This is a genomic window from Sulfitobacter delicatus (assembly GCF_900102535.1).
Lineage (GTDB): Bacteria > Pseudomonadota > Alphaproteobacteria > Rhodobacterales > Rhodobacteraceae > Sulfitobacter > Sulfitobacter delicatus.
The window spans coordinates 24582-49012 of the sequence record NZ_FNBP01000011.1 but is presented as its reverse complement, the minus strand read 5'-3'; the positions used below and the strand labels follow the sequence as shown (position 1 = coordinate 49012).

Below are 24431 nucleotides of genomic sequence, written 5' to 3'. Positions count from 1 at the left end.
CTTGCGGCCTCCCCAGCTCGGCTTCGCGTGTCGCAGGGGAGAACGGCCCTTCGGTCCGTCGCGCATTCGGCCATGCGGCCTCACCGCGGCGTTGCGCTTGGCGTCCCGGTTTGCCCGCCTCGCGAGCACGTTCCTCCCCGGCCGCTCCGCCGGATTGCGCTCTGGTCTGTTTTGGCCCGAGGCCAAAACGATCCCGCCGCTCCATCCGTCTCCCGCGTCCGGTCGGGCCGTTTGCCTGCTCGGGTCGGGCAAACCTACCGTCGAAACACACACACATGAGTGCGGAAGCATATCCTCCGGATGGCCCCCAAATCAGCCCGCGTCAAGGATCGCAAAAGTTTTCGGCGAGGTTGGCGCCAGTGGCGGGGGGCAGTCCTGTGCGTGAGGCCGCGCATGTGTCGGGTGCAGCGCGCAGAAAACTTTTGCGGCCGGCAAGCCGGCGGCTGCGCCGTCCCTGACCCGGGCAGATTCGGAAACCAGGCATTCGGCCATGCCCCCACACTCACGTGGCGGCCTTGGAACCGAATACTGGAGACCAGACATGGCTTACGACAATGCGAACACCTACGAGACCATCGAACTTTTCGGACTGACCGAAAAGGACGCGCAGCTCCCGATCCCGGAGGATCACGTCCTGACCGATCACATCATCCGCGAGAGCTTCGAGGCTTTGCTCGGGCAGCTGCGCGGGACCGGGCTTGAAGCCGAAATCGAACCGCTGGCCCATGGGCTCGCGACGATCCTGCAGCGCCGCAAGGTGGCGCTTGGCAAGGAGGTCGACCGCACCGCCGACAAGATCGGCGCGCTGGCAAAATCCCACGACGGATCGGAGATCGCCGAGACCGCGCTCGAAGAGGCGCAGGCGCGCTTTCTGCAGCTGCGCGAGATCGTCAGCGCCATTGAGGTGATGAGCGAGGCAGCGGCGGAATGCTACGAGATCGAAACGGGCCACGCCTTCATTCCGGCGGCTGGCTCGCGTGCGAGCGTCCGGGCGCAGGAGACCGGGGCGGTCTTCGAGGCGCGGCAACTCCTGGAGCAGCATGACCGCGAAACCGCCGAGAAGTCGAAAGTCGAGGGGGTTCCCCTGATCGTCTCGGGCGCCACCGACTGGACCGATGTCGATGTGATCTTCAATACGCTCGACAAGGTTCGGGACCGTATCAAGCAGACCCGCAATCAGGAGATCTTCCTCTGCCACAAGGGTGGCAAGCACGGGGCGGAGATGATTGCAGCCCGGTGGGCCCGGGCACGCGGGGTCGCGCAGGCGCGCTTCGATCCGCGCTGGTCCGCACATGGACGCGCAGCTCCGTTCAAATGCAACGACGAGATGCTGGACGACAAGTTCGCGGCGACGGGGGTTGTGCTCTTCGGCGGCAATGGGGTTGCGCTGAACCTCGGGCAGAAGGCGGAAGCGAAAGGCCTGACGGTCATGCGGGTTGCTGACCCGGCGAAGAAGACTGCGCAGGATTGAGGAGAGGGGGTCGCGCTTGGCGCGGCCCTTTCGTCATGTCTCATGGCGCGTGCGGTCGGTCACGCGTGATCGGCAGCTAGAGGCGGCCAGCCCCGTTATCCCTCTACCCAGTCCGTCAGAGTGCGGCCCATCCGCATCGGTATGGGCTCGGGATGGTGCGCACCTCACGCACATCGTCAGCGGGGCAAGACGCGAGGGGTCGAGACGTCCCACTTGAGGCTGAAGACCTGCGCGTTCCTCGGGTGATGTTTCGGAACATCGCATCCACGCGGGCGGGCTCCGTCAGCACCCCGGCCAGGCTCGGCGGGACGCGGACGCGGATGGTGGCTGCGGCGTGATGGCAGGGGTCATCCGGATCACTCCTTTTTGCTCATAGATGTGGATCGCACGGGGTCGGCCCGTCCGTGCCCTCAGCTCACGCTTCGGCAAGCACAAATACGGCTTCCACGGGTAGCCGCGGACCCTCCGCATTTGCGCTTGCGACCGGGCCACTTGCCCCGTGCCGGGTGATCCCCATCGCAACAAGGAGTAACCCAAATGACCAACCACTACGTCGCCACCGTCCCCGTCAAGTTCACCGATACCAATGGCCAGGAGCGCACCCGTTTTCAGCGAGTGGGCGCGATGTTCCGCAACACCCGCAACGGGGACGGCTCGGAGTTCTTCAGCCTCAAGCTCGACTTCCCGGTCGCGGTCTCGGAGCTGGTGATGTTCCCACCGAGCGCGAAAGATCCCCAGGACTAAATCCTCTCACGAGGATGGGCCGCCCGAGCACGATCTTGGGGCGGCCCGATTCCTGTTCCAGGGATGCCGGTAGCTGCGCATTCAACGGACGCACCTCTCCCGGAATGATCAGGTCGCGACAGACCGGCCAGTCAGCCTCAAGGGGGGCATCCACAAAAACCTATCGGCTAGGGCCTCCCGGTTTTTGCGGCAGAGATTTGGCAAGCCAAATCTGGCCCTCCTTGACCCTGCCTGTCCGCCCTGTCGGTGGGGTTTGCGCCCGCCCGCGTTTCCGTCCGAACACTTGGCGTTCGGCCAGACCCTCGGGCGGGGCTGGTGGACGGGACCCCTAGGACAGGTGGGTCGCCCGGTGGTGAGGGCGGCAGGCCCGCGCCCCTGCGGGGCGCGGGGGAAGCGGACACCAAGGCTGCCTGAGACTGAAGGCAACGTAAGTATATAATTGACATATAGGTATATTATCGTAAGATGGGGCAGCCTTGGTGGAAGGTGGCAGGAAATAGGGGGTCTTTCTTCCGCATGTCCCGAACAAAACGCCTGACAGAGATCGAGAAGATGCAGATCGTCCGCGAGGCCTCGGAGGGTGTGTCGACGTCCGAGCTGGCTGAGCGTTTCGAGGTTACATCGCGCGCCGTGCGCTACGTCTTGAAAGCCGATGCCGAGCGCCAAGCCGATGCCGCGATCCCGGTCTCAGCGATCAGTGTGAAGGTCACGGCTGCGGAGCTTGCGGCGCTCGACGAGGTGCTGGCCGCCGCCGGAATCGAGAGCCGGGCCGAAGGGCTGCGGCGGCTGATCCAGGCAGCAGGCGGGGTGTTCGTTCCGGACGCGCAGATGGCGGCCGAGATGGCGCGCTACCGCGCCTCGCTGCACGAGGTCGGCAATGAGGTCGCGCAAATCGCCAAACAGATGACGCGGGCCAATCGGATGGGGCAGGGGGCCGTGGGCGGCACAAGTGCCGAGTTCACCGAATTGCGCCTCGCGCAGATGCGCGGGCTGGCGCGGTTCATCCTGGATTCTGCTGACGAGATCGATCTGCTCTTGCGCCGCCGTCGGGACGCGATGCGGCTGCAGGCCACGGCCGCGCTAAGGGAGTTTGCCCATGCGGCTGAATGATGCCGTCCATGCCGTCACGGGCGAGGTCTTCCGGGATGGCTGGAGCCGCGTCCGGGGCTCGATGCAAGGGCTGCACGTTGCCAAGCAGACCCAGCTGACGCGCGCGGCAGCCGGGCACCGGCCAGCGGTCTTCAAGGCGATCCGGGGCGGAGGCACCCATACCAAATCGCAGCTCGCAAACCAGCTCGATTACCTCACGACCAAGTCCACCCATATCGTGGACAGTAGCGGGTTCCTGGATGGCAAGGCGAAGCTCGAGGCGGGTGACATCAAGGACCTGACCGAGCGCTTTGCCAAGCGGTGGGACGCGGGCTTCAAGCCCAAGCTTGGGCAGACCACCCACATGCTCATGTCCTTCCCCATCGGCACGCGCGGGGAGGATGTGCGCGACATCGCGACGGACGTGGCCGAGCGGTTCTTCCAGACCGACGCGGGGCATTTCGACTACATCATCGCGGTGCATGAGGACCGCGATCACCCCCATGCGCATCTGGTGCTGAACCGCCGCTCGCAGGAAGGCGAGTTCTTCTTCCTCGGCCGCAATCACCGCTTCAACTATGACGACTTCCGCCTCGCGATGGTCGAGGAGGCCGAGAAGTATGGTGTGCGCCTGGAGGCCACGCGCCGGGTGGATCGCGGGGTTGTACATTACCCGGCCCGCACCGGCGAGGTTTATGCGGCGAAAGAAGAGGGGCGCGCACCCCGCGAGCGCGAACGTGTGGGGCAGGACCTGGCCCGGACGCTGGCGGAGATCGCCAACACCAGAACCGTCTACCATTCGCTTGCCGCAGAGGCCTCCCGGGAGGCCCGGGAAGACATCGCCGCGGCACTCTTCCGCGCGGGCGAGGTGCTGGCGCATGGCGGACAGATGGACCGAACAGGAGATGTGTATATGGCCGAGGATCAAAGCTTCGAGGATCTGAGAAGCCTCTATGCGGAAAAGCTCGCGCGGGTGCAGGGCATGATCGCCGAGAAGTCTGACGCGGAACGTCCCGTGCTGGAAAAACGTCTCATCGAAATCCAGACGCAGGTCCAGCACATGCAGCCTCTCGGATTGCGATCATCCACGCTGTCAGAGACCCCCTCGGAGGGCGGGATCTATTCCGAAGCCAATATCGACGCCAGCCAGCGCGAGCGTCTGGCCGAGCCCGACCTGAGATCGCGCATTGACGTAGCACTACGGGGTACCGGGATCAGCACATCGGAAGTTGTGGCCCGGATCGAGACGGGCGCCTCAAATGCAGCGCTCGAGCATCAATGGATCGCCAATGATCTCTCCAAAGTGGCTGAGGCGCGCGATCTGAACCTCGAGCGCCGCGCCGATCTGGAACAGGCCCGCGACATTCTCAATGACGTGCATGTGGAACTTGGCACGCTGTTGGAGCGCGAGAACGTGCTGCGCCGGGATGGCGTCATGGAAGCAGAAGCGGTCAGCGAGCGGTTCCACTATCACGAGGGCTCGGTGCGGGCGATGGAAGGGACAATCCGTCAGGAGATGCGCGCAGACGGTCTGACAGCGCAGCAGATAGAGGACCGGGATTGGGAGGTTGTCTCGCGGGCAGAGCGCCGGATCGAGACCGAGCAGCGCGCGTATTTCGAGGCACACCCGGAGCTGCTTGCACGCCCTGGCGATGTGATCGACCGGTCTGAGCCTTACAGGGAGACCATTACCGATGCGGCCCGCGCCAGCGAGATCACCCGCGAGGTCGACCGGATCATGGAGGGACGCGACGTCCGCACGCCCGTTGCAGATGCTGTCACGGATGAATTCAGGGAGCGCTATCCGGACATGCCGTCCCACCTCGCCCGCGGGCTTGGCGCGACCTATGCTGCCGTCGTCGAGATCCGCGACACGGAGGCCATCAACCAGGTCCGCCACGAAAACGAGTTGCGCGAGGGGCTTGGGTCTGGCACGCGCGACGCACTCCTCGCAGCCCGCGGTGAAACTGCTTCGCAGTCTGACCGTGCCGACCGCCTTGCAGACGAGATTGCGCGTGTCCTGGACCATGAGCGGGCGGGGGAGTTGTCCGCGCCCTTCGAGACCGAGGCGGAGCGGGACGCCTTCCGCGACGAGATTGCGCGGGTGCTGGACGTTCGCCAACTCGACCGGCTCACATCCGGCGATGCGGATGCGCTGGAAAAGATTCTCGAGGACCGCCTCGACCGGCTCTATGTCGCCAAGGTCTATCTGCAATCGGATGCAGCGACGGCCAACACGGAGGCCTTGCGCCAGGTGGTCGATGATCTCGCCGATGCCGAATACGAAAAACACCGCGCGACAGACGTGGATGGCGAAACCGAGCGGGGTCAGGTCCATTGAGCGCCTGCATGGGAAAAGCGCGGATCGCAACAGGGGTCTTGCTGGTGACGCTGGTGACCGCCGCCATGGGCTATACCATCGCCTCGGCTGTGCTGACCTATCAGGATCTCGGCTTCGGGGCCGAGATCGACTTCGCCTATATCGCGCAGAACTATCTGGCGATCCTCGATCGCCGCCCGGAGGACGCGCAACTTATTCACCTGATCATCGGCAGCTTCGCCGCCGTCGGCCTGATGCTGAGCCTCGCCCTGTCGGGGTCCGCCCTGACACGCTTTGGCCAGACCCATTGGCAGACCGCGCGCGAGATGAAGGCCAATGGCTTCTTTGGGGCGCCCGGGACCGGGTTCATCCTCGGCAAGCTGGGGCCGCCGGGCTCCCGCGCCAATTACATTTGCTCGAAGGTTTTCCCCCACGCGCTGATCGTGGCGCCCACGGGCCGCGGCAAGACCACGGGCTTCGTCATTCCGAACCTGCTGACCTGGCAAGGCTCCGCCGTGACGCTCGATGTGAAAGGCGAGTGTTTCGAGGCCACGGCCCGGCATCGCGCCGCCCAAGGTGACAAGGTCTATCGCTTTGCCCCCACCGATTGGGAGGGCAAGCGCACGCATCGCTACAACCCGCTCCTGCGCATCTATCAACTGAAAGATCCCGCGCGCCAGCAGATGGAATTGCAGCTCCTGGCGACGCTGTTCCTGCAGAGTGACAACGACCGGGTGCAGGGCCTGCTCAAAGGCGGGATCGATCTCTTCGTGGCGGCAGGCCTGTTGGCCTTCCAGCGCAAGCGCCCGACCTTGGGCGAGATCTATCGCATCGCGGCCTCGGGCGGGAACAAGCAGAAGGAATACTTCGCGCGGGGCCACGAGGTGGACAACCGGGCCGCCAAGCTGATCTTCACCCGGTTGGCCTCGACCAACAACGATACGCTGACTTCTTATGTCTCGCTTCTGATGACCTCGGGACTGGATCAATGGCAGAACCCGGCGATCGATGAGGCGACAGCGGTCTCGGACTTTGATTTCCGGACAATCCGCAAGAAGCCCTTCTCGGTCTATCTCGTGGTCCAGCCTCTGATGGTCAAACCCCTCGCGCCGCTGATCCGGCTCTTCTTCTCTGATCTGCTGTCGGCGATGCAGGAGAAGGATCCCGGGCCGGATGAGCCCTGGCCGGTGATGATCATGCTCGACGAGTTCAATCGCTTGGGCAAGATGCCCATCGTGGTCGAGAGCATCGAGACCCTGCGGACCTATCGTGGTCACCTAGCCGTGGTCACCCAAACCATCCCCGCCCTCGATGAAATCTACGGCGAGAACACCCGTCGCGCGCTGCAGGGCAATGCGGGCGTGAAGCTCTATCTCACGCCCTCGGATGAGAAGACCGTCGAAGAGCTGAGCAAGGCGGTCGGTAAGACCACGAAGACCGTCGTCACGCGCTCCCAGTCCATCGGCAAGAACCCCTTTGAAGGACGCAGCCAGTCCACCCGGACCGAAGAAAGCTCTCTCCTGCCCGAGGATGAGGCGCGCCGCCTACCGCTCGACGAGATCGTCATGGTCATCGATGCCCAGATGCCGGTCCGCGCGAAGCGGATCCAATATTTTGACGATCGGCTGTTCAAGGCGATCCATGCGGCACAGACGGGAGAGTTGCCGTTTCCGAAGCCGGGGGGAGGTGGGTCGCAGGGTAAGCTGCCGCTGAGCGTGCGCGCCATGCCGATGACGCCGCCTGCGAACGGACCAAGTGGACCTGAAGCCGTCGTGGAAAACTCAGCTCAGGCGTCTGGGGGGCAACTGTCACGACAAACTGACGGCGTTCCAAAGAAAACCTCGCCCGTCGTTCAAGCCGTCATCGCCGAGGAACAGCGTCAGATGGAGATGGATTTTGGGAGCCAGGTCGCCGATGCAGAGGCAGCGAGCGTAGTAAATGAGGCGCAGATGCGCTCCGCCGTCGATGGCTTGGACGACATGGAAGCGATGCTGCGAGAGGACGGTGGTGAAAATCTGGTTGCTCGATAGGTTGGCGAGCTTGGTCTGTCTGTCGGGCAGGACTGGAATCGGGCTTTCGTGGAAACCGAAAATGAATTGGCAATCCGGAACGAAAGCTGACCTTCGTTTGGAGTGGGAGCAAAGAATGCTACGTGTGGCGGCGCAAAAGCTGGTAGTCTACACCCGTCATCCGAAACCGCCACTTCAGCATGTCCGGACTGACGAGATGTTCTTTGCAAGCGTCACGGTCTGAGAGCCGACGGCGACGAATAGACAAAAGGGCGGGCCGGGGCAGCAGCAAGGCGCCGGCCAACCAGTCGGCTTCGTCTTCCTGGTCTTGATCGAAGTTTCCCGGGACAAGCGAGCCGTCCTCTAGGATGCAGGCTGATGCGAGTTCGTGGCCCAAGATGATGTGCGCCAGCTCGTGCATCACCACATTGTTGCGACGACCTTTAGATGAAACCGGTTTGTGAACGACAAGATGGGCCGCGCCTAATCTCATCGTGAGGGCGGACCACGATTGATCAGTCTCGTCGCTCAGAACCGACCTTGCGCTTTCTGATATCCCATCAACTTCATCGGTGGACCAAACAGTTACTCGAAGCTCTTCTGCCAATCGGTCGGCAGACAGCGCGTCGTGATCCGACAGGCCAAACTGTTTTCGAAACTCGACCGATCGCCGCTCACATTGAGATTTGAACCCTCGTCTGAATGCCACTTAGTGTCCTCGAGCATCGACGTCTTGTTCGAATTGTCGCGAAGCCTGGGTGATTAGTTCAGCCAGAGCAAGGGCGGTCGCTTGCGGGACGGCTTTTCTGTTCTTGAATGCGATTTGAAGGTCTCCAACGCCCGTGAACTTCGAAGGCTCCTCCCCCAACCATTCGCTGAGTTTGTTGAGCGTGCCCACGTCTGGCACATGCCCTTTTTCGATCCTCGTGAGTGTGGTCGGACTGATCCCGATCTCCTTCGCGGCAGCCCTAACCCCCATGTTTCCCCGTCGCCTTAAGACTAGTGGGGCGAGTTCGTTGATATTCATGTGCCCTCCTTAGTGTTTCGTAGACTGGTATTAGTGGTGCGACGACTGTTTACTTGGCGAGGCTTCTGGCCTATACCAGTCTGTGAAACACTTGAATCATGCCGAAGGGCCGGGGTCAACAGTTTCGAATTGAGGCGAGTCAGGAAAATAAGGAGAATTCGATGTCAAAGCGTATTCATGTGGTCCGCCACGGGGATGGTTGGGCTGCACGCCGTGAGGGCGCTACCCGGGTCGGATCCACGCATGCGACTCAGGCAGAGGCGAGCGCGGCCGCACGCACCACGGCGATCCGAGAGCGAGGCGAGGTCGTCATCCATCGGCCCAATGGCCAGATCCGCGATGCCAATTCCTATGGGAACGATCCCTATCCGCCGAAAGGCTAGACTCCAGCACGGGGCTGGAGGTCAAAAAAACTGCCCAATCTGCTCGGGCAAAAATATGAGGACAGTGAAATGCAGGCTCTGGTGAACTTCTTTCCGCTCGGCAACGCCGACACCGCCCGCCTCGACCTTGCCGATGGGCGCAAGATCCTGATCGACTTCGCCGCAATGCGTTGCGACGGCGATGAGGATGACCAGCGTTGCGACTTGCCGACGACACTTCGCCGCGACTTGGATAAAGCGGGCCGCGACTACTTCGATGCGGTTTGCATCACGCACACTGACGCCGATCACTGTAAGGGGTTCGGTGACTTCTTCTGGCTGGATCATGCTGCACTCTACCAAGGCAAGGGTCGCGTAAAGATCAGGGAGCTCTGGGTACCTGCAGCGGCAATCCTTGAAGAGAACTTGAAGGATGATGCGCGGTTGGTCCGTGCGGAGGCACGGTACCGTTTGCGTCAGGGCAAGGGTATTCGAGTGTTCTCTCGCCCCGAACGGCTGAAGGCTTGGATGGAGGCGGAAGGGATCGACTTTGAAAGCCGCAAGCACTTGATTGTGGATGCTGGCAAACTCGTGCCTGGGTACACATTGACTGGACCAGAGAAGGTAGAGTTTTTTGTGCACTGCCCGTTTGGCTGGCGACAAGATGAAAACACTGTCGTCGACCGCAACGAAGATTCGATCGTCATGCAGGCCACCTTTGTCGAGGGCGGCCGGAAGACGAGGCTGCTTCTCGCCTCAGACGTCAATTACGAGACGCTGGCTGCGATCATCCAGGTTAGCCGGAAGCACGGCAATGAGGACAGGCTCGCTTGGGATCTGATGAAGCTGCCGCACCATTGCTCCTATAAGTCGTTGGGGCCAGAGCGTGGCTCGAACGAGACTGTCCCTGACCCCAACGTCAAGTGGCTGTTCGAGGATCAGCGCCAACCCGGCAGCGACATCATCTCTCCGTCCTGGCCGATCCCAGTGAAAGGTTCGAAGGCCGACGACGACGTCCAGCCCCCGCACCGGCAGGCTGCAAACTATCACCGTCGGATCACTGTGGCGCACGACGGCGAATTCATCGTGACGATGGAGTACCCGTCGAAGAGTGACCCTACGCCCTTCGCATACAAGATCACGGCATTTGGTTTCGCCCTTGCGCTTGCCGCGCCGATGGTTGCTGGAACCGCCGCGGCGGCGTCGCCCAGGGCTGGTTAATGGACGTCGAAGCCTGGCTCACCGCATCCTTCGACGAAGTGATCGAGGTCGATGACCTCACCTCTTCGGCAGCGTCAACGTTTGCGCGGTTTGTCGACCGGCATGCCGCCGAGCTCGCTGCCGTGTTAGCACTACGCAGGGGAGGGGCCGGTGAGCTTGTAGAACTCACCTTCAGGACCGGCAGACCGCAGCAGAGCGTCGTGCCAATCCGGCGCACAGAACGAATTGGCGTTCGCTTCGCTGGCGGCGATACGATGCCATTCGTCTACGTGTTGCGGAGTGATTTTCCCGACACTGCCCACCAAAATCTCACTGCCGAAGGATCACCCCGCGCGATCTGTATCGATAACCGAAGTTGGGCGGAAGCGCGCCTCACATGGACACCGGCCGAGCTTGTCCACCGTATCCTTGCCTGGTTTCGGCGAGCTGCCGAGGGCGCTTTGCATGACGCCCGGCAGCCGGTCGACCCGCTTATGTTCGGGACCGGCTACAACATCATTATGTCCCGTGCGTTGATCGATAACGCCAACACACAGGATCTCGTCGCTGTCCCTGACGACACGGGCACGCTGATGCGCGTGGTCCCGCGTTCCCAGCTGGAGGGGCGCACACTGGCTTTGCCGTTGACGGTGGCAGCATACCGAGTGCTTCCGGCGCAGATGGTGCGGCTTTCGTTCGCGCCAGGTAATCTTGGCAGCCTTGCCGACTTGCTTACGGTGCGCGGGATCGACCTGTTCGCCGACCTGCGCACGCGCCTCGCTGGTTGGTTGAACGACGCGCAGACCAATGCTGCGCGGATCAATTCCTGCCTGGCCGTGATCGTCGAGATGCCGATTGCCTCACCAGACGGAACACAACAGGGCACCGATATGCGGGCCTTTGTCACTGCTGAGAAGGTTGGTGACCTCGCGGTCGCGCTCGGAATTGCCCACAAGGTTGAAAGCAGGGATCAGGGGGGTGCCGCCGGCTTCGTTCCGGCATTGACTGCGGGAGCTGTGGATGAGGCTGCCCTCATCGCGATGGCCGTGCTTCCGGTCGAAGTCCACGCTACCTTTGACCGAGACCTTGCGACCCGGCTTGCGGGCCGCACCATCCCGGATGAACGCCAAGCTGTGATCGTCGGAGGGGGCGCGATCGGTGCCCATGTCGCTCCTTGTCTTGCCCGAGAGGGGCGCTTTTGCTGGACGGTGATAGACGATGACGTCCTGCTTCCACACAACCTTGCTCGTCATGTCGGCTTCGGCGGCGACGTCACGAGACGCAAATCTGAATTGCTTGCCGGGGCGCTGGCGAGCATACTTGACGATGAAGACACTGTGGCCACGGCGATAACCGCCCAGATCGGGGTCGAAGGGCAGCGGAATGACGATGTTGATCGCGCGCTCGATGATGCCGATATCATCGTGGATGCATCCGCTTCTTTGCTGGCTGAGCGCTTCCTCTCTGACCATCACTCCAAGGCTCGGCGGTTCAGCATCTTTTTCAGCCCGGCGGGCGATGCCGCCGTTCTACTGGCCGAACCGAAAGATCGCAGCGTCACGTTGCGCGATCTGGAAGCGCAGTATCTGGGGCACATCGTCCGCGAGGAAGCTCTCGCCGGTCATTTGGAAACCCCGGTACGGACATTCGCCTACACTGGCGCCTGCCGTGCCATCACAAACCTGATCCCTGAATCGCGCGTCATGGCCCTAAGTGGCTTGGTTGCGGAAGGTCTGGGACGGGCCGCCGATTCTGATGATGGGGTCATTCGCATCTGGTCACTCGGAGCGGGCGGCGAAGTCCGGCACGTTTCCTATCCTGCGGAGGATGTGCGTCGCTTCGATGTCGATGGCTGGCAGGTCGCACTCGATGGCGGACTCCGCTCACGCATCGCCGCGATGCGAGATGATTGCCTGCCGAACGAGACCGGAGGTATTCTGCTGGGTGTCGTCGACATTCCTGCGCGGAAAATACACCTTGCCGATGCCGCCAAAGCACCTGCTGACAGCATCGGATCGCCGACCGGGTTCGTCCGGGGCACCGGCGGTGTCCAACAGATGATCGACCGATCTATGGCCGAGACACAGGGACAGCTGCGCTACGTCGGTGAGTGGCATTCACACCCGCCACTGGCGGGGGTGATGCCGAGTGTTACGGACCTATCCCAGATCAATTGGCTCGCCACCATATTTGACATGGATACCTTGCCCGGACTGATGTTGATTGCCGGGCAGGCTGAACTCGCTGTTGTGTTCATGCGCCGAAATAAAGAACCTTCTCCGCTGGCTGACGGATCGGGTCAATGAGTAAGCCCGCAATCGGCCTCTCGCTCTCAGGCGGTGGATCCCGTGCCATTGCGTTTCATCTGGGCTGTCTGCGCGCCTTGCATGACTTGGGGATTCTTGACGAAGTTCGGGTTATCTCGACGGTATCCGGGGGAAGCGTCATTGGCGCACTCTACGCGGCCAATGACGAACCTTTCACGGTCTTCGAGACCAAAGTGCGATCATTACTTGCCCGCGGTTTGGTTCGCCCCGCCTTGCGTAAAGTGTTCACAACTACCGAAGGCCTGCGAGCGGTCTATTGTGCTGCCCTTCTTGGAGTGATCAACGTCGCCATCTTGGCGATCGCGACCGGACCGCGCCTCCTTGCTCTGTTACTGCCAACGACAGCGCGAAAGCGCTGGAGCCTAGAAAAGTTGCGCGCACCCATGCCGCGTTTTGCGAGCAGGACGACGATCTTGCGTAGGGTCTTGGACGAAGATGTCTTTCATGGTCAGAAGTTGCGGCAATTGCCCTTGACGCGCCCACTTCTGATTATCAATGCCGCGGATTTGCGCACGGGTTCGGCTTTCTATTTCTCGCGGGAGAAGTCGGGATCTTGGCGTCTCGGAGAACTTGCCGGTTCACAGACGACTCTTGCACATGCAGTCATGGCCTCTGCGGCATATCCGTTGTTTCTGCCAGCGCTTGATGAACGTCTCGCCTTCAACAAGCCTGACGGATCGCGGCGCGAGGAACACGTTACCCTGACTGACGGCGGGGCATATGACAACTTGGGCCTTGCGCCGCTTTGGCCGGATCGAGATTCCTCCATAAGTCTAAACGTCTCTAATGTGGACACAATCATCTGCTGCCGCGCGGGATACGGTCTTCGGTTTGATCCACCGAGCCAATTCTTCATGGCGCGCCTTACAAGCACGTTCACGAGCATCTTCGACAGGGCTCAAAACGCAGCCGTGAAGCGTCTATTCGATTTGAAGTCGTCAGGACAGATTAAGGGGTTTGCCATGCCTTTTCTCGGCCAGGATGACTCCCGCCTCGCGTTTCCGCCATCGGATCTCGTTTCACGAGAAGACGTACATGGATATCCTACTGACTTCTCTACAATGCCGGAGGAGTGGATCGAGAAACTCAGCAAGCGTGGTGAACAGTTGACATACGCGTTGATTGCCGAGCACATGCCAGAACTGTCGTGAAATGTGTGAGCAAGTGCGAGTTTTCCGACGTAAGCATGTGCTTGAGGCATCCTGATTCGTGAGGTGTCGCGAATGACCGCTCTTGCGAAAACTGGTCCATGGCGCTGATCAACTCTTTATCGTCCAGCTAGCGCCGTCACCGTCGTCCAAGTCGACCCAGTCTCGCCAGCTGCGCCAGCATTTTGGACCCTGCGTCAGTGGATCCTGTGCCGCCTCCGGAACCCGTCTGCCCCATGCCTTGCCTTGCAGGCATCTGCTGCACGCCAAAGAACTGCCGCGCCCTGAGGGCTGCGTATTCTGCGCCACTGGCCCCGCCGATGAGGTAGCGATTGTAGGCCTGCTGGCCTCCCATGGCGGCGCGGGCAAAGCTGTAGCCGCCGTCGAGACCTCCGGAGAGGGCGGGCATCATGATGTTGCCGGAGATCGCGCGGACGATGAAGGGCGTGGCGATAATGAAGCCCTTGGCCATGAGCACCATCATGAAGAAGGGGATGAGCGCGCCGATGTTTGAGGCCCCTTCGGGATCGCCTAGTTCGCCGATGAGCGCGGAGGAAACGCCTGTGATCGTTGCGAACACGCCTGCGACGACGATGGGGTATAGCGCAAAGGAAATCAGCGCGGACAGCCAGCGCGCGAAATAATCCTTGGTGACCTCGAAGAGGGTCAGGAAAATCATCACCGGGGCGATCCCGATCAGAAGCGCGATCATCAGTCGGGAGGCCACGAGGATGAAGGCGGCCAGTCCGCCGAGGATTGAGAGCAGAAGAACACCGACGATGTCGAGCATGGCGCCGGCCATCCAGTTCAGTTCGGACCCGGCAGCGTTCAAATAGTTGCCCAGTTCCGCGATCAGCCGGTCGAATTCTTCGGCGAAAGTTCCAGAGGGCCCCGGACTGCCGCCGCCGACGGAGGCTACCAGCGCACCCGCGATACTGTCGATCCCATAGAGAATGGCTGACGAGAACGCGTTGAACTGCATCCAATTGGTCGCGAATATCCCGATGAGCCCGATCTTGACCGCGAGCCAGAAGGCTGTGTGCCCATCCATGGCCCGATATTGATAGATCATGTTGGTGCCGACGAGGATCACCACCAGCGTTGTCCCCAAAACCAGGAGCGTGCCGACCGTTGCCGCAACCGCGCCAAACTGGGTCTCAGCGGCGGTGTCGAGATAGGCTTGGGAGGTTTCAACGAAGTAGGTGACGACACTCATCGGGGATCAGCCTTACCAATTGCCTGCGGCGTCGCAGATTGCCTTCGCTGCAGGGCGGGCGGCGTTGGCGCGGCGGTTGTAGCCCTCCGAGGCTTGCAGCATCTCCCATCGTTCGTTGCTCTCGTGGCGCTCACTAAACACGGCCTCGGCCGCGTCCCAGGACGGGAACCGGGTCGCGCAGTCGCAGTTGCCGATCTCAACAATCCGCTCGAGGTTCTGTGCGCGGTAAATGTCTTGAACTAACACGCGCTGATAGGCTTGGCGCAAGGGGATCTCCTGCATCCAGACAGGTTCAGCGGGCCGGTCTGGACAGACGGTGAAGTTGCGCTCGAGGGTCGGCACGAGATTGCGCTCAGCGAAGCCGGGTGCCGACGTTAGGCCCAAGACCAGCGCAGTCAGTACGAGAGTACAGCCCGCCTGCCTCATGCCGTGGCTTCAGCGGGTGTGGTTTCGCGTTTCAGGAAAACGGTGTGCCCGATATTGGCGAATTCCGAGGAGCTGATCGACACCACCTCCCACCCGTCTGCGCCCTTCTCGTTCAGGCTGGCCTGCATGTCGGAGAGGCTGGTCTTGCGGGTCATGGGAAAGGACAGGATATTGTATTCAAACGTCTTCATGGGGAAATTCCAATCTCAGTTGCGCCGGGGAGGTAGAATTCGGTGATGCCGCGTTTGCCGTCATGGCGACCGGCCTGGATGATCACGTCGATGGAATTCTCGATGTACTGGATCATGTCGGCATAGGTCATCGGGATCTCGGTCTTGAGCGCTGCGATCGCGAGGCGCTGAACCGCAAGCTGTGGTGTCTCTGCATGCAACGTGGTCATGGACCCGCCGTGGCCGGTATTAATTGCTTCTAGGAATGTCATGGCTTCCTTGCCACGTACCTCGCCGAGGATGATCCGGTCAGGCCGCATGCGCAGGGTAGCGGTCAGAAGCACGTCAGCAGTTTGGAACTCCGCGTCGCGATTGGCGATGAGGGTCACGGCATTTGGTTGGGTCGGCAGAAGCTCGGCGGCTTCTTCGATGGTGACGATGCGTTCCTCGGCCGGTACGTGAGAGAGGATCTTGCGCGCGGCCACGGTCTTGCCGGTGGAGGTGCCGCCCGAGACGATCATGTTGAGTTTGTTCTCGACGCAGAAGGCGAGCGCATCATCGATCAAACCCGCGGCCACCACTGCGCGCAAGGCGCGCTTCTTTTCCACGCGCAGGTCTTCGAGCTTGCGCTCTTTTCCGTAGAGAAAGTCGAGCGCGATGCCCTCGAGTGGCAGGCTTGAGAAGAACCGCAGGCTGATCGACATGGCCGAGAGCACGGCGGGCGGGGTGATGACCTGTGCGCGGATCGGGCGCCCCTTGTAGGTGATCGAAACCGAGACGATGGGGCGGTCCTTGCTCATCGTGGTATTGGCTGATGAGGCGATCTGGTTGCCGAGGTCCCTGACCTGAACGCCGGTCAGCCTCTGGTCCAGCGCGCGCATGAAGTGATCGCCCTGGAATTCGCCCCAGCAGGTGCCATCAGGGTTGATGCAGATCTCGATGACATCGTCGCGAGCGGCGGCGTCGATCCCGTCAAGCGAGGTTTCGAGATAGCTCAGCGACATGGGCTCAGAATATCTCCAGATCGCGGTCGACCATGACCGTGACGCGGGCGCCCTGGTCGACATAGATGACGGAGCCGATGGAGAGGTAATCGCCGATGACGCTGTCCGTCGCATCTGCCAGATCATCGCCAACGTCCTCAAGAACGTCGGCGGCAGTCTCATCCTGGACCTCGGAGGCGGCGGCACCAGGTGCTGCGGAAATCAGCGAGATCAGGGCGGCCGACCCGAAACGCTCGGCAAAGCGCGTGTCTATGAGCCCCGTGACACCGGAACGTCCCAGTTCATCGCCCCCGAAAGAGCTGATCTGGACGGTCTGGCCCGCGGGCAGGATGATCCGGTCCCAAGCGATGGTGACCCGGCGCTGCGCGATATCGACGCCCGAGCGGTAGCGCCCGATGAGACGGGATCCGCGCGGGATCAAGAGGCGCGCACCATCGACGCTGTAGACATCCTCGGACACCACGGCACGGGTCTGGCCGGGCAGGGAGCTGTCGAGGGCGGTTTCCATGACGGCCTGGATCATGGTGCCTTGGATGATGGTGTTGGAGGGATTGGCGATCACTTCAGCCTGCGTCACCGTCGAGGGCAGCGCCCCGTTCAGCACGAAATCCGTCACCTCGCCAAAAGTGCGTTCGGTCAGAGCCGTTTCATTCGCTCCGGACGTGCCCCCAAACGCGATGGTGGGCGAGACGATGCGCCGCTCCTGAAAAGCGCGTTCCTCCGCGGCGCGGCGCTCCAGTTCGGCCATGCGCCGGGCTTCTTCCTCACGGCGCAGTCGCTCTTGCTCGCGTGCGCGCAGCTCATCCTCCGTAGGACCCGCTGGGGCGGGTTGGGGTCTGCTGGCCTCGAGTTGGGCCAGTTCCAGATCCATGCGTAATTGCTCAAGGTTGCGATCCCGGGCCGTCAGTTCGTCCTGGAACCGTTGCTGTGCGGCTTCCGAGGCGGCTTGTAGCGCAGCGATCTGAGCGGTCAGCGCGTCGATCGCCTCTGCGGCGGCGGTGTCTTCCTCGACGACCGGTTCAGGGGCGTTGCGCAATTCCTCGATCTGAGCCTGCAGGGCGGTGATCTGCGCCAGAAGCTCCGCGTTGGGCTCGACGGGGTCTGGTCCGACGAACACAACCTCGGGCTCGGGCGGGGGCAAGGTCTCGATAGCGCCAAAGCCGTCCCCTTCGTTTTGGAAGACGTCCGGAGTGGCCGTCGGCAAGGCTTCCTCTTCGTCGGGCTGTGAGAGGAGATAGAACAGGGCACCACCTGCGCCGATGACGAGGACCACGATCAGCGCGAGAAGGGGCGACCGGCGCTGTGCCGCCGTGGGGGCGCGGGCACTGCCTTTCTCAAGGGCGGCGAGGCGCTTTTCCAGCTCGGTATTCTCGGTATCGCTCATGAGGCGGCCTCCGCGGGCGGGATCGCCTCGATGCAGACCACCTCTTCGCCAAGTCGCAGGACCCATTGGCGGTTTACGCCGCTGACGCGGATCACGCCGTCCTCAGGGGTTTGCGTGTTGACCGTGCGTTCACGGTCGCCCGCGTAGCGGAAGATCGCTGGCACAGGTGCGTTTCTCGGAAAGGCGAAATACGTGAACGTCCCGTCATCCCAGATGCGGGTTGGCGTGAACTCGGTCCGCGCGCTGGCGCCGTAGTTGTAGTTCGGCGCTTGGGCGGCGATGGCCCGGGTCGGGCGCGCATCGTCCTCCGGATAGCGGAACTGCACCACGTAGAAGGTTGGGCTGCGGACCTCCTGGACGTTGAAGTAGTAGCTCCGGCGGTTCGTATAGACTGTCACATTGGTATGCACCCCGCGCGCCACAGGCTTGATCGCGAAGGCCTGACCGCCCGGGACGCCGTCGATCTCGAAGCCCTCGGTGTCGCCCGCGATGATCGAGCGGATGCTTTCGCCCTCGCCGAACTCGATGGTGGTCACATGGGTGAGCGACACGCTGAGACGGTAGACCTGACCCTCCTGGTAGGTGGCCAAGCGCACCCGGCTGTCGTTGGGACCGCCGCGCGGGATGGCTTCGGCAGAGGCGAGGCCGGGCAACAGGGCAATGACAAAAATAAGCGATCTTATAAACAACAACGTCAGTTCTCCAATCTGTCGGAGCGGATGGAATATTCGAGGACGGTGAAGCCGAATGGATTGGTCCAGACCTCATCGATGGAGCGGCGGGTCTCCGGGCGGAACTCGAAGAGAAGCGTCGCAGTGAAGAGGCCGGTCTGGGTGCCGTTAATGGACGTCAGGCGCTTGCGCAGGCGGACCGTCGCGCGGTTGGTTCCGATCCGGTTGATGCTGAGGATTTCCACGTCGAGCCGAGCATTGGGGCCATAGACCGTCGGCGGGTAATTCTCGTTGGCGCTGTTCCAGATCTGGCGAAGCCCGCTCTCGGCAGCTCCGTCCGAGCGGCGCAGGACGCTGCGGATGCGCAGATCGTTGTCGAGCTGGTTATAGACCTCCCGGTCGGCCACATAGCGGAACACCTCCGCCTCGATGATCGCCTGGTTGGCGGTCACCGAGGAGGCGCCCACCGAGGCTTCGGGGAGTGCAAAGCCGGTGGCGGGATCATAGGGGACAACGACGGGGGGCGGGTCGACATCGAGGATCGAGACAGCCGCGGCACTCAGACAGCCGATGATACCGAAGACAAGGCCCATCAAGCCAAGGCGTTGCCAGAGCCGTTCGCGGCGCAGGGCACCGTAGACCAGTTCTTCCTCGATGATTTCTTGTTCAGTCACCACCCGTCATGCCCCCGCTCGGCGTTTCGAAATGAGTTGAAGCGGTTCTTCGCTGCCTCTCGCTGCGCTCGAACGCGAAAACCGATATTTGTTTTTTGGGGATCAATTTCGAAACGCCTTAGTCTGCCCGGAGGTCCGGCAAGGTGAAATCCATGAAGCGCTGTTCTTCGGCGATGGTGGCGGCATCGATCACGCCGCCGGTGCCATCGCCCACGGTCTGGATGGCTTCGAGTTGCCACATGGCGACCAGCGCAATGGCGAGCTCCGCGGTCACGCGCGTGTTGAGATCGATGCTTTCCTTTAGTTCGTCCATGTCGTCGATGAGTCCGACAAGGCGGTCGACCCGCTCGAGCGATTGGCCGGCATCCTCATAGCTGTTCTGGGCCGCCGCCGATACAAGGGCACCGGTGGTGGCCTGCGTCGCCACGCGGTTGGCCCCGGGATTGCCGCTCGTGGCCATTTCCGAGAGGGTGTCATCGTCAAATCCGAGATCGGCCAGCACCCGGTCCATCTGGGTTTCGATCTCGCCTGCGCCAGAACCGGACAGGCCGGAGAAATCCCCAGTCTTGATCGCCTCAATCGTGGCGAGGATGTCCCCGAACTCTTGGTCGAGCAGACCGTTCAACTCGTCTTCCATTTCCGTCCGGATGATTTCTGGAAGCTCGGCGAGGCGGGTGAGGGCCTCGTAGGTTCTTTGCAGCTCCGCGAGTTGGTCCGTGAGAAGGCCGAGCTGTTCGCGGAGCTGCGTCAGCTGCTCGTTTTGCAGAATCTCGTCCTCGATCATCTGCCGGAGCTGCTGGATATTTTGCGTGATGTTCTGGGTATCGACGACGGGCACGCCCTGCGCTGCGGCAGGGGAGAGGGCTCCCAGATGCAGGCCAATTCCAAGCGTTGTGGCCAAGGCCGCTCTCAGAAACTTCCGTCTCATCATTCAATCTCCCTGATCGTAAAATCCATGAACGCGCCTTCGGCCATGCGGGCGCTGGCCTGGGCCAGCTCTTCGGCGGAGAGCACGCGGGTGCGGGCGGCCTGAAGCCGGATGCGGGCGGCCACGAGACGCACCAGTTCGGCGCGGGCATAGGTGTTGAGTGCGACGCTCTCCTGCACGTCCTCGGTTTCGGAAATCCGTTCGACGATATCCGCAATACGCAGGGCGGCTTGCCTGATCGCGGCGGGCGAGTTGTTGCCATAGAAGGCCGCCCCATGACCCGTGATTGAGAGGCTGGCATTGGCCAGAAGCGCCGGATCGATCGTGCCAAGCGCTTCGATCCCGCCGACACGGCTTAGATAGAGATTGTAGCGTTCAGGGATGACCGACACGTAGTGCTGTGTCTCGCGGAAGGGGGGCACGCCGCCATACTCGAAGACCCGGCCGGGTCCGGCGTTATAGGCCGCGAGGGCGTTGATGATGTTGCCATCGAATGTGTTGAGCTGGGTCGCGAGATAGCGCGCGCCGCCATGCACCTGCAGATAGGGGCTGTCATAGTATTCCGGGTTGATGCCGAGATCGCTGGCGGTGCCCGGCATGATCTGGGTGAGACCATAGGCGCCGACGGGAGACCGTGCCCCAATGGTGAACCGGCTTTCCTGCCAGATGAGCGCTTGCAGCAACGCGCGCCACTGGACGGGTGAGAGCCCTGCGCGGCCAACTCCCGCAAAGCCGCTGGTCTCCTGAGCCACGCGGATGATGAGCTGCTCGATGGTCTCAGACGTATCCCCGAACATCTGCGCACCGCCGGGATTGGGATCGATCTCGCCCGTGCCATAGACCGCCTCGACTGACCGGGCCGGATCCCCGCTGCCGCTTTCCAGCCCCGAGACCATAGCTGGCAAGCCCTGACCGCCGAAGCTGGTCTGGGCATCGAGGATGCGTTGCAGGGTTTCCAGCTGCTCCCGTTCGATCTCGGCAATGAGTTCGCGCACGGCAAGCTTGTCCGTCTGAACGGCCAAGTCAGCCTCGCGATCGCCAGTCTCGACGATGTCACGCGCGGTCAGCCCACTGTCATTGGTCGGCACGCCTTGAGACAAGGCGAGACCGGGCAGCAGGCAAAGTGCCAGGATGTGAGGCAGGCTAGACTTCAATGTCACCCTCCGGCGCATCTAGAGGCGTAAAGGTGCAATCAGGCGCGACAGGTGCCGTGGACGCGAGGAATGTGAAGCAGTTCGCCTGCGGTTCCTGGTACTGGGCGCAGGAGGCCAAACCGCCGAGCGCGGTGAGAAGAAACAGGGTACGAATCATGAAAGCCTCCAGAAGTCTGGGCGGTCGCGGTAATCGGCACCGACGAGCGCCTCGCCTTTCTCCATGCCGCCGAGGATGGTGAGGTTGGGCCCAAGGGCACTGAGATCGGCATCGACCACGATCGAGCCCTGATCGTCGCGGATCAGCGCCAAGCGGCTGCTGCTGCCTGTGTTGAGAAGGACGTCGAGTTCCTTCTCCGTGAGGTTCAGCATGGCGTAGTCCGAGGCATTGGCGCGGATATTGGGCAGCAGGATCTGCGTCGGCACCGCCTCGATGATGGTCTTGCCGGTCCGGGTGCGCTCGAGCTGGCTCGCGTATTGCGTCATCATCACCGCGACGGTGTTCTGCTTGCGTGCGGTCACCAGCCAGTTGGACAGACGCTCGGCGAAATACGCATTATCGAGGGCCTTCCAGGCCTCGTCGATCACGATGATGGTGGGGCGGCGATCCTCGATCTCGCGTTCGACCCGGCGGAAAAGATAGGAGAGAACCGCCATCCGCTCCTTGTCGGCCTCGCTGTCGAGAATGCCGGTGAGATCGAAGCCCACCACATCGCCTTTGAGCGAGAAGGTATCTTCCAGCGACTGCCCGAATATCCAGCCATATCGGCCGTCTTCGGTCCACTCGAGCAGGCGCTGGTGCAGATCGCCGCCATCATCGGTGGACACAAAAAGCGACGCGAAATCCCGCCAGTTCCGCAGGGCCGGATTGGTGGCCTGGGCATTCTGGCGCACGACCTCCTGGATGCGGTGGGTCTGCGCCGGGGTCAGGGGCTTGTCGGCGCGGTAGAGCAGGGTTGTGAGCCAATCCGAGAGCCAGGCGGTGCCGCGCGCATCGGTCTCTGTCCAGAGCGGGTTGAGACCCGTGGGCTGGCCGGCGTTCAGGGAGGCGTAGCGCCCGCCATTGGCGCGCACCGCCATCTCCATGCCAAGACGGTAATCGAAGACGAAGATCCGGGCGCCCGCGCGACGGGCCTGGGTCATCAGAAAGGCCGACAGCACCGATTTGCCGGACCCGGGCCGCCCCATGATCAGGGTATGGCCGCTGGTCGGTTCTTTATCGGGCGATCCCTGCTCGTGATAGGAAAACCGGTAGGCGCTCTGCTCCGGCGTGGGCAAATATGTGACGACCCGGCCCCAGGGGGTAAGTGCTGCAGGTTTGCCGAGCTGTGTCCGGTGGAAGGCCGCAAAATCCGCGAAGTTGCGGTTGGTGACGGCGCTGGCGCGGACGCGCTTTGGCTGGTTGCCGGGGTGCTGGCTGAGGTAATGCGCCTTGGCCGCGACCCGCTCGCCAATCATCTTCACGCCTTCGGTTGCGGCGGCGTTCACGATCTCGGCGCTGAGGGTTTGCAGTTCTTCGAGCGTGTCGCAAAATAGCGTCACGACCATGTGATGCTCGCCGAAGCTTTGGCGCTTGGCCTCGAGATCATCGGCGGCGATGTCGAGGGCCTCCAGGAGCGAGAGGGCTGCGTCCTGGCTGGCCTGCATCTGGCGCTTTTGCCGCTTGATGCGGCCCGCCATGAGGTTCGAATTGATCGGCGTGAAGGAGTGCGTCACGATCATGTCGACCGGCAGGTTCAGCATGTCGAACATGGTGCAGGAGGTGCCTTCCGAGTATTCTCCGATGGTGAAGCTCTTGCCGTAGCGGTGGCCCACGACGCCCTCGGAAAGCTCGAAATGGTCGCCGTGAAACGTCACGCGGGTATTGGCGACGTTGAAGGACAGGAAGCCGTAGGTATTGGCAGGGTAGAGCGGCAGCTCGGTGCCCGTGTTGAGCGCGCCCAAAAATCCCACCAACTCACCCGATCCGGCTGACAGCATGCGCGGCTTGAGCTCGGTAAGCCCCGAGAGGAAGACGTTCACGGCCTCACCGAGGCGCTGCAGGCGTTTGCGGGTCTCCTCCTTCAGTCGGTCCGGCGCGCTGCGGCTCAGGAACGGCAAGAGGCTTTTCGGGGGCGGGCGGTGAATGACGGTGAGCGTCAGTGTTTTGTCGCGGAGCCCGCTGGTCTCGAGTTTCGCGCGCCAGCGCCGGTCCACCTCGCCCGCGAAGCTGTCCTCACGGATCGGGTCCAGATCCGGTTTGATCGCCTTGGACACCATGTGGACGTAGTAGCTGAATTCTGGCCCGAGTTGCGCGACGATGCGAGCAAAAAGCGCCGTCACCTTGTCGAGATAGGCATCGTCCGTCGTGTAGCTGTTGATCCCCTCAAGGCGAATGCACCGGAAGAGTTCGTTCACCCGGGTCCGCACGGTCTGGTCGTCGACGAGGCTCACATAGGGCAGCATATGCGCAAGCCGGGTCTCGCGCGCATACCAGTCTGGCGTCATTGTGCGGGCATCGAGCGCAGCATCACGGGGCATAGCTGTCCCCGCCATGGATGGACCTGTTGCGCGTGGGCGGTGTCTCCTGCAGGGCTGTCATCATCACGTCGATGAAACGCGGGTCCCAATCTGCGGCCTTCCAAAGCACCGGGTAGAGAAGGGCCGCGACAGCCAGTACCGCGATGTGCTGGACCCAGACGAACAAGAGCACCGAGCCGAAGAGCCAGACCATCGCATACATGATGGGCAGGCCCAGAAGCTTGGGCGGGCGCACGAGGCCGAGGAAGAGAGGCGCGCGCTCAGCCACCGGCGAAGACCGCGGCAACGATGGTGGGGGCAGCCGCAACACCGGCGATCCCGACGAGGACCCAGAGCGCCTGGCGCAGATCGATGATGTTGAAGAACCAGCTCAAGAAAACGCCAAGGACCGCGAGTGTGGCGATCACGACGCCGAGCGGGCCGGTCAGCGCATCGACAATGCCCTGCAACAAGCTTTGGATCGGGGAGAGATCGATGCTTTGGGCAAGGGCGGGCTCGGCAATGAGCAGGAATAGCGCCAGTGAGGCGACAAAGAGGTTTGAAATCCAACTTGTTTGGAAAAAGCGGTATCGCCAATGCACTGCCGCGCT

The 24431-nt window shown here is 62.2% G+C and carries 24 protein-coding genes; 9 read left to right on the top strand and 15 right to left on the bottom strand.

Translation table 11 applies throughout. The annotated features are described in order from the left end of the window. Positions 1–541 precede the first annotated feature (541 nt). From BLS57_RS16125 to BLS57_RS16105, 5 genes are all read left to right on the top strand, one after another. Entirely contained in the window at positions 542–1471 is a 930-nt protein-coding gene (locus tag BLS57_RS16125) for a DUF2493 domain-containing protein (protein WP_093743726.1), read from the top strand. Between the two features lie 537 nt (positions 1472–2008). After that, entirely contained in the window at positions 2009–2215 is a 207-nt protein-coding gene (locus tag BLS57_RS16120; RefSeq protein WP_093743725.1) for a hypothetical protein, read from the top strand. 516 nt (positions 2216–2731) lie between these two features. Beyond that, entirely contained in the window at positions 2732–3325 is a 594-nt protein-coding gene (locus BLS57_RS16115) for an HTH domain-containing protein (RefSeq protein ID WP_093743724.1), read from the top strand. After that, positions 3312–5645 carry a relaxase/mobilization nuclease domain-containing protein gene (locus BLS57_RS16110; protein ID WP_093743723.1) on the top strand — a complete coding sequence of 778 codons (2334 nt, stop codon included), beginning with the start codon at positions 3312–3314 and terminating at the stop codon, positions 5643–5645. The genes BLS57_RS16115 and BLS57_RS16110 overlap by 14 nt, the downstream gene beginning before the upstream one ends. Positions 5646–5653: 8 nt before the next feature. Beyond that, the gene (locus BLS57_RS16105) at positions 5654–7654 is read left to right on the top strand and encodes a type IV secretory system conjugative DNA transfer family protein (RefSeq protein ID WP_093743722.1); all 2001 of its coding nucleotides are present in this window, start codon (positions 5654–5656) and stop codon (positions 7652–7654) included. A 118-nt stretch (positions 7655–7772) separates the two neighbouring features. Here the strand turns inward: BLS57_RS16105 and BLS57_RS16100 are convergent, their stop codons facing one another. Both BLS57_RS16100 and BLS57_RS16095 read right to left on the bottom strand, forming a co-directional pair. Beyond that, positions 7773–8342: an ImmA/IrrE family metallo-endopeptidase gene (locus BLS57_RS16100; RefSeq protein ID WP_093743721.1), complete on the bottom strand. Its 570-nt coding sequence runs from the start codon at positions 8340–8342 to the stop codon at positions 7773–7775. Continuing rightward, the gene (locus tag BLS57_RS16095; protein WP_093743720.1) at positions 8343–8660 is read right to left on the bottom strand and encodes a helix-turn-helix domain-containing protein; all 318 of its coding nucleotides are present in this window, start codon (positions 8658–8660) and stop codon (positions 8343–8345) included. Positions 8661–8821: 161 nt separating this feature from the next. Between BLS57_RS16095 and BLS57_RS16090 the strand changes: the two genes are divergently transcribed. The 4 genes from BLS57_RS16090 to BLS57_RS16075 all read left to right on the top strand — a co-directional run bounded on the left by BLS57_RS16090 (position 8822) and on the right by BLS57_RS16075 (position 13700). Then, positions 8822–9043: a DUF2188 domain-containing protein gene (locus tag BLS57_RS16090; protein ID WP_093743719.1), complete on the top strand. Its 222-nt coding sequence runs from the start codon at positions 8822–8824 to the stop codon at positions 9041–9043. A 69-nt stretch (positions 9044–9112) separates the two neighbouring features. Further along, on the top strand, positions 9113–10243 hold the full coding sequence (locus tag BLS57_RS16085; protein ID WP_093743718.1) for a ComEC/Rec2 family competence protein: 1131 nt from the start codon (positions 9113–9115) through the stop codon (positions 10241–10243). Then, positions 10243–12528, top strand: a complete 2286-nt coding sequence (locus BLS57_RS16080; protein ID WP_093743717.1) for a ThiF family adenylyltransferase — start codon at positions 10243–10245, stop codon at positions 12526–12528. Before BLS57_RS16085 ends, BLS57_RS16080 begins: the two co-directional genes overlap by 1 nt. Then, positions 12525–13700: a patatin-like phospholipase family protein gene (locus BLS57_RS16075; protein ID WP_093743716.1), complete on the top strand. Its 1176-nt coding sequence runs from the start codon at positions 12525–12527 to the stop codon at positions 13698–13700. Before BLS57_RS16080 ends, BLS57_RS16075 begins: the two co-directional genes overlap by 4 nt. Positions 13701–13836: 136 nt before the next feature. On the opposite strand, the gene BLS57_RS16070 is transcribed toward BLS57_RS16075, so the two are convergent. The 13 genes from BLS57_RS16070 to BLS57_RS16015 form a co-directional block, all read right to left on the bottom strand. Beyond that, complete coding sequence (locus tag BLS57_RS16070) at positions 13837–14913, bottom strand: TrbL/VirB6 family protein (protein ID WP_093743715.1); 1077 nt, start codon at positions 14911–14913, stop codon at positions 13837–13839. A 12-nt stretch (positions 14914–14925) separates the two neighbouring features. Next, positions 14926–15339 carry a hypothetical protein gene (locus BLS57_RS16065; RefSeq protein WP_093743714.1) on the bottom strand — a complete coding sequence of 138 codons (414 nt, stop codon included), beginning with the start codon at positions 15337–15339 and terminating at the stop codon, positions 14926–14928. Continuing rightward, the gene (locus tag BLS57_RS16060) at positions 15336–15530 is read right to left on the bottom strand and encodes a DUF4177 domain-containing protein (protein WP_093743713.1); all 195 of its coding nucleotides are present in this window, start codon (positions 15528–15530) and stop codon (positions 15336–15338) included. The genes BLS57_RS16065 and BLS57_RS16060 overlap by 4 nt, the downstream gene beginning before the upstream one ends. After that, positions 15527–16513 (bottom strand): ATPase, T2SS/T4P/T4SS family, encoded by a 987-nt coding sequence (locus BLS57_RS16055; RefSeq protein WP_093743712.1) that lies wholly within the window; start codon positions 16511–16513, stop codon positions 15527–15529. The genes BLS57_RS16060 and BLS57_RS16055 overlap by 4 nt, the downstream gene beginning before the upstream one ends. A 4-nt stretch (positions 16514–16517) precedes the next feature. After that, a complete protein-coding gene (locus tag BLS57_RS16050; RefSeq protein ID WP_067261116.1) occupies positions 16518–17897 on the bottom strand; it encodes a TraB/TrbI/VirB10 family type IV secretion system protein in 1380 nt (459 codons plus the stop codon). Next, positions 17894–18589: a TrbG/VirB9 family P-type conjugative transfer protein gene (locus BLS57_RS16045; protein ID WP_067261115.1), complete on the bottom strand. Its 696-nt coding sequence runs from the start codon at positions 18587–18589 to the stop codon at positions 17894–17896. The genes BLS57_RS16050 and BLS57_RS16045 overlap by 4 nt, the downstream gene beginning before the upstream one ends. Before the next feature lie 2 nt (positions 18590–18591). Beyond that, on the bottom strand, positions 18592–19245 hold the full coding sequence (locus tag BLS57_RS16040) for a VirB8 family type IV secretion system protein (protein WP_067261113.1): 654 nt from the start codon (positions 19243–19245) through the stop codon (positions 18592–18594). A gap of 115 nt (positions 19246–19360) precedes the next feature. Then, positions 19361–20170: a type IV secretion system protein gene (locus BLS57_RS16035; protein WP_067261123.1), complete on the bottom strand. Its 810-nt coding sequence runs from the start codon at positions 20168–20170 to the stop codon at positions 19361–19363. Further along, entirely contained in the window at positions 20170–21258 is a 1089-nt protein-coding gene (locus BLS57_RS16030; protein WP_067261112.1) for a lytic transglycosylase domain-containing protein, read from the bottom strand. The genes BLS57_RS16035 and BLS57_RS16030 overlap by 1 nt, the downstream gene beginning before the upstream one ends. A gap of 55 nt (positions 21259–21313) precedes the next feature. Continuing rightward, complete coding sequence (locus BLS57_RS19785; protein ID WP_167356448.1) at positions 21314–21481, bottom strand: hypothetical protein; 168 nt, start codon at positions 21479–21481, stop codon at positions 21314–21316. Continuing rightward, complete coding sequence (locus BLS57_RS16025; RefSeq protein WP_067261110.1) at positions 21478–23841, bottom strand: VirB4 family type IV secretion/conjugal transfer ATPase; 2364 nt, start codon at positions 23839–23841, stop codon at positions 21478–21480. Before BLS57_RS16025 ends, BLS57_RS19785 begins: the two co-directional genes overlap by 4 nt. Next, positions 23831–24109, bottom strand: coding sequence for a VirB3 family type IV secretion system protein (locus BLS57_RS16020; RefSeq protein ID WP_025042451.1), 279 nt, complete (start codon positions 24107–24109; stop codon positions 23831–23833). Before BLS57_RS16020 ends, BLS57_RS16025 begins: the two co-directional genes overlap by 11 nt. Beyond that, on the bottom strand, positions 24102–24386 hold the full coding sequence (locus BLS57_RS16015) for a TrbC/VirB2 family protein (RefSeq protein WP_027246639.1): 285 nt from the start codon (positions 24384–24386) through the stop codon (positions 24102–24104). Before BLS57_RS16015 ends, BLS57_RS16020 begins: the two co-directional genes overlap by 8 nt. Positions 24387–24431 lie beyond the last annotated feature (45 nt).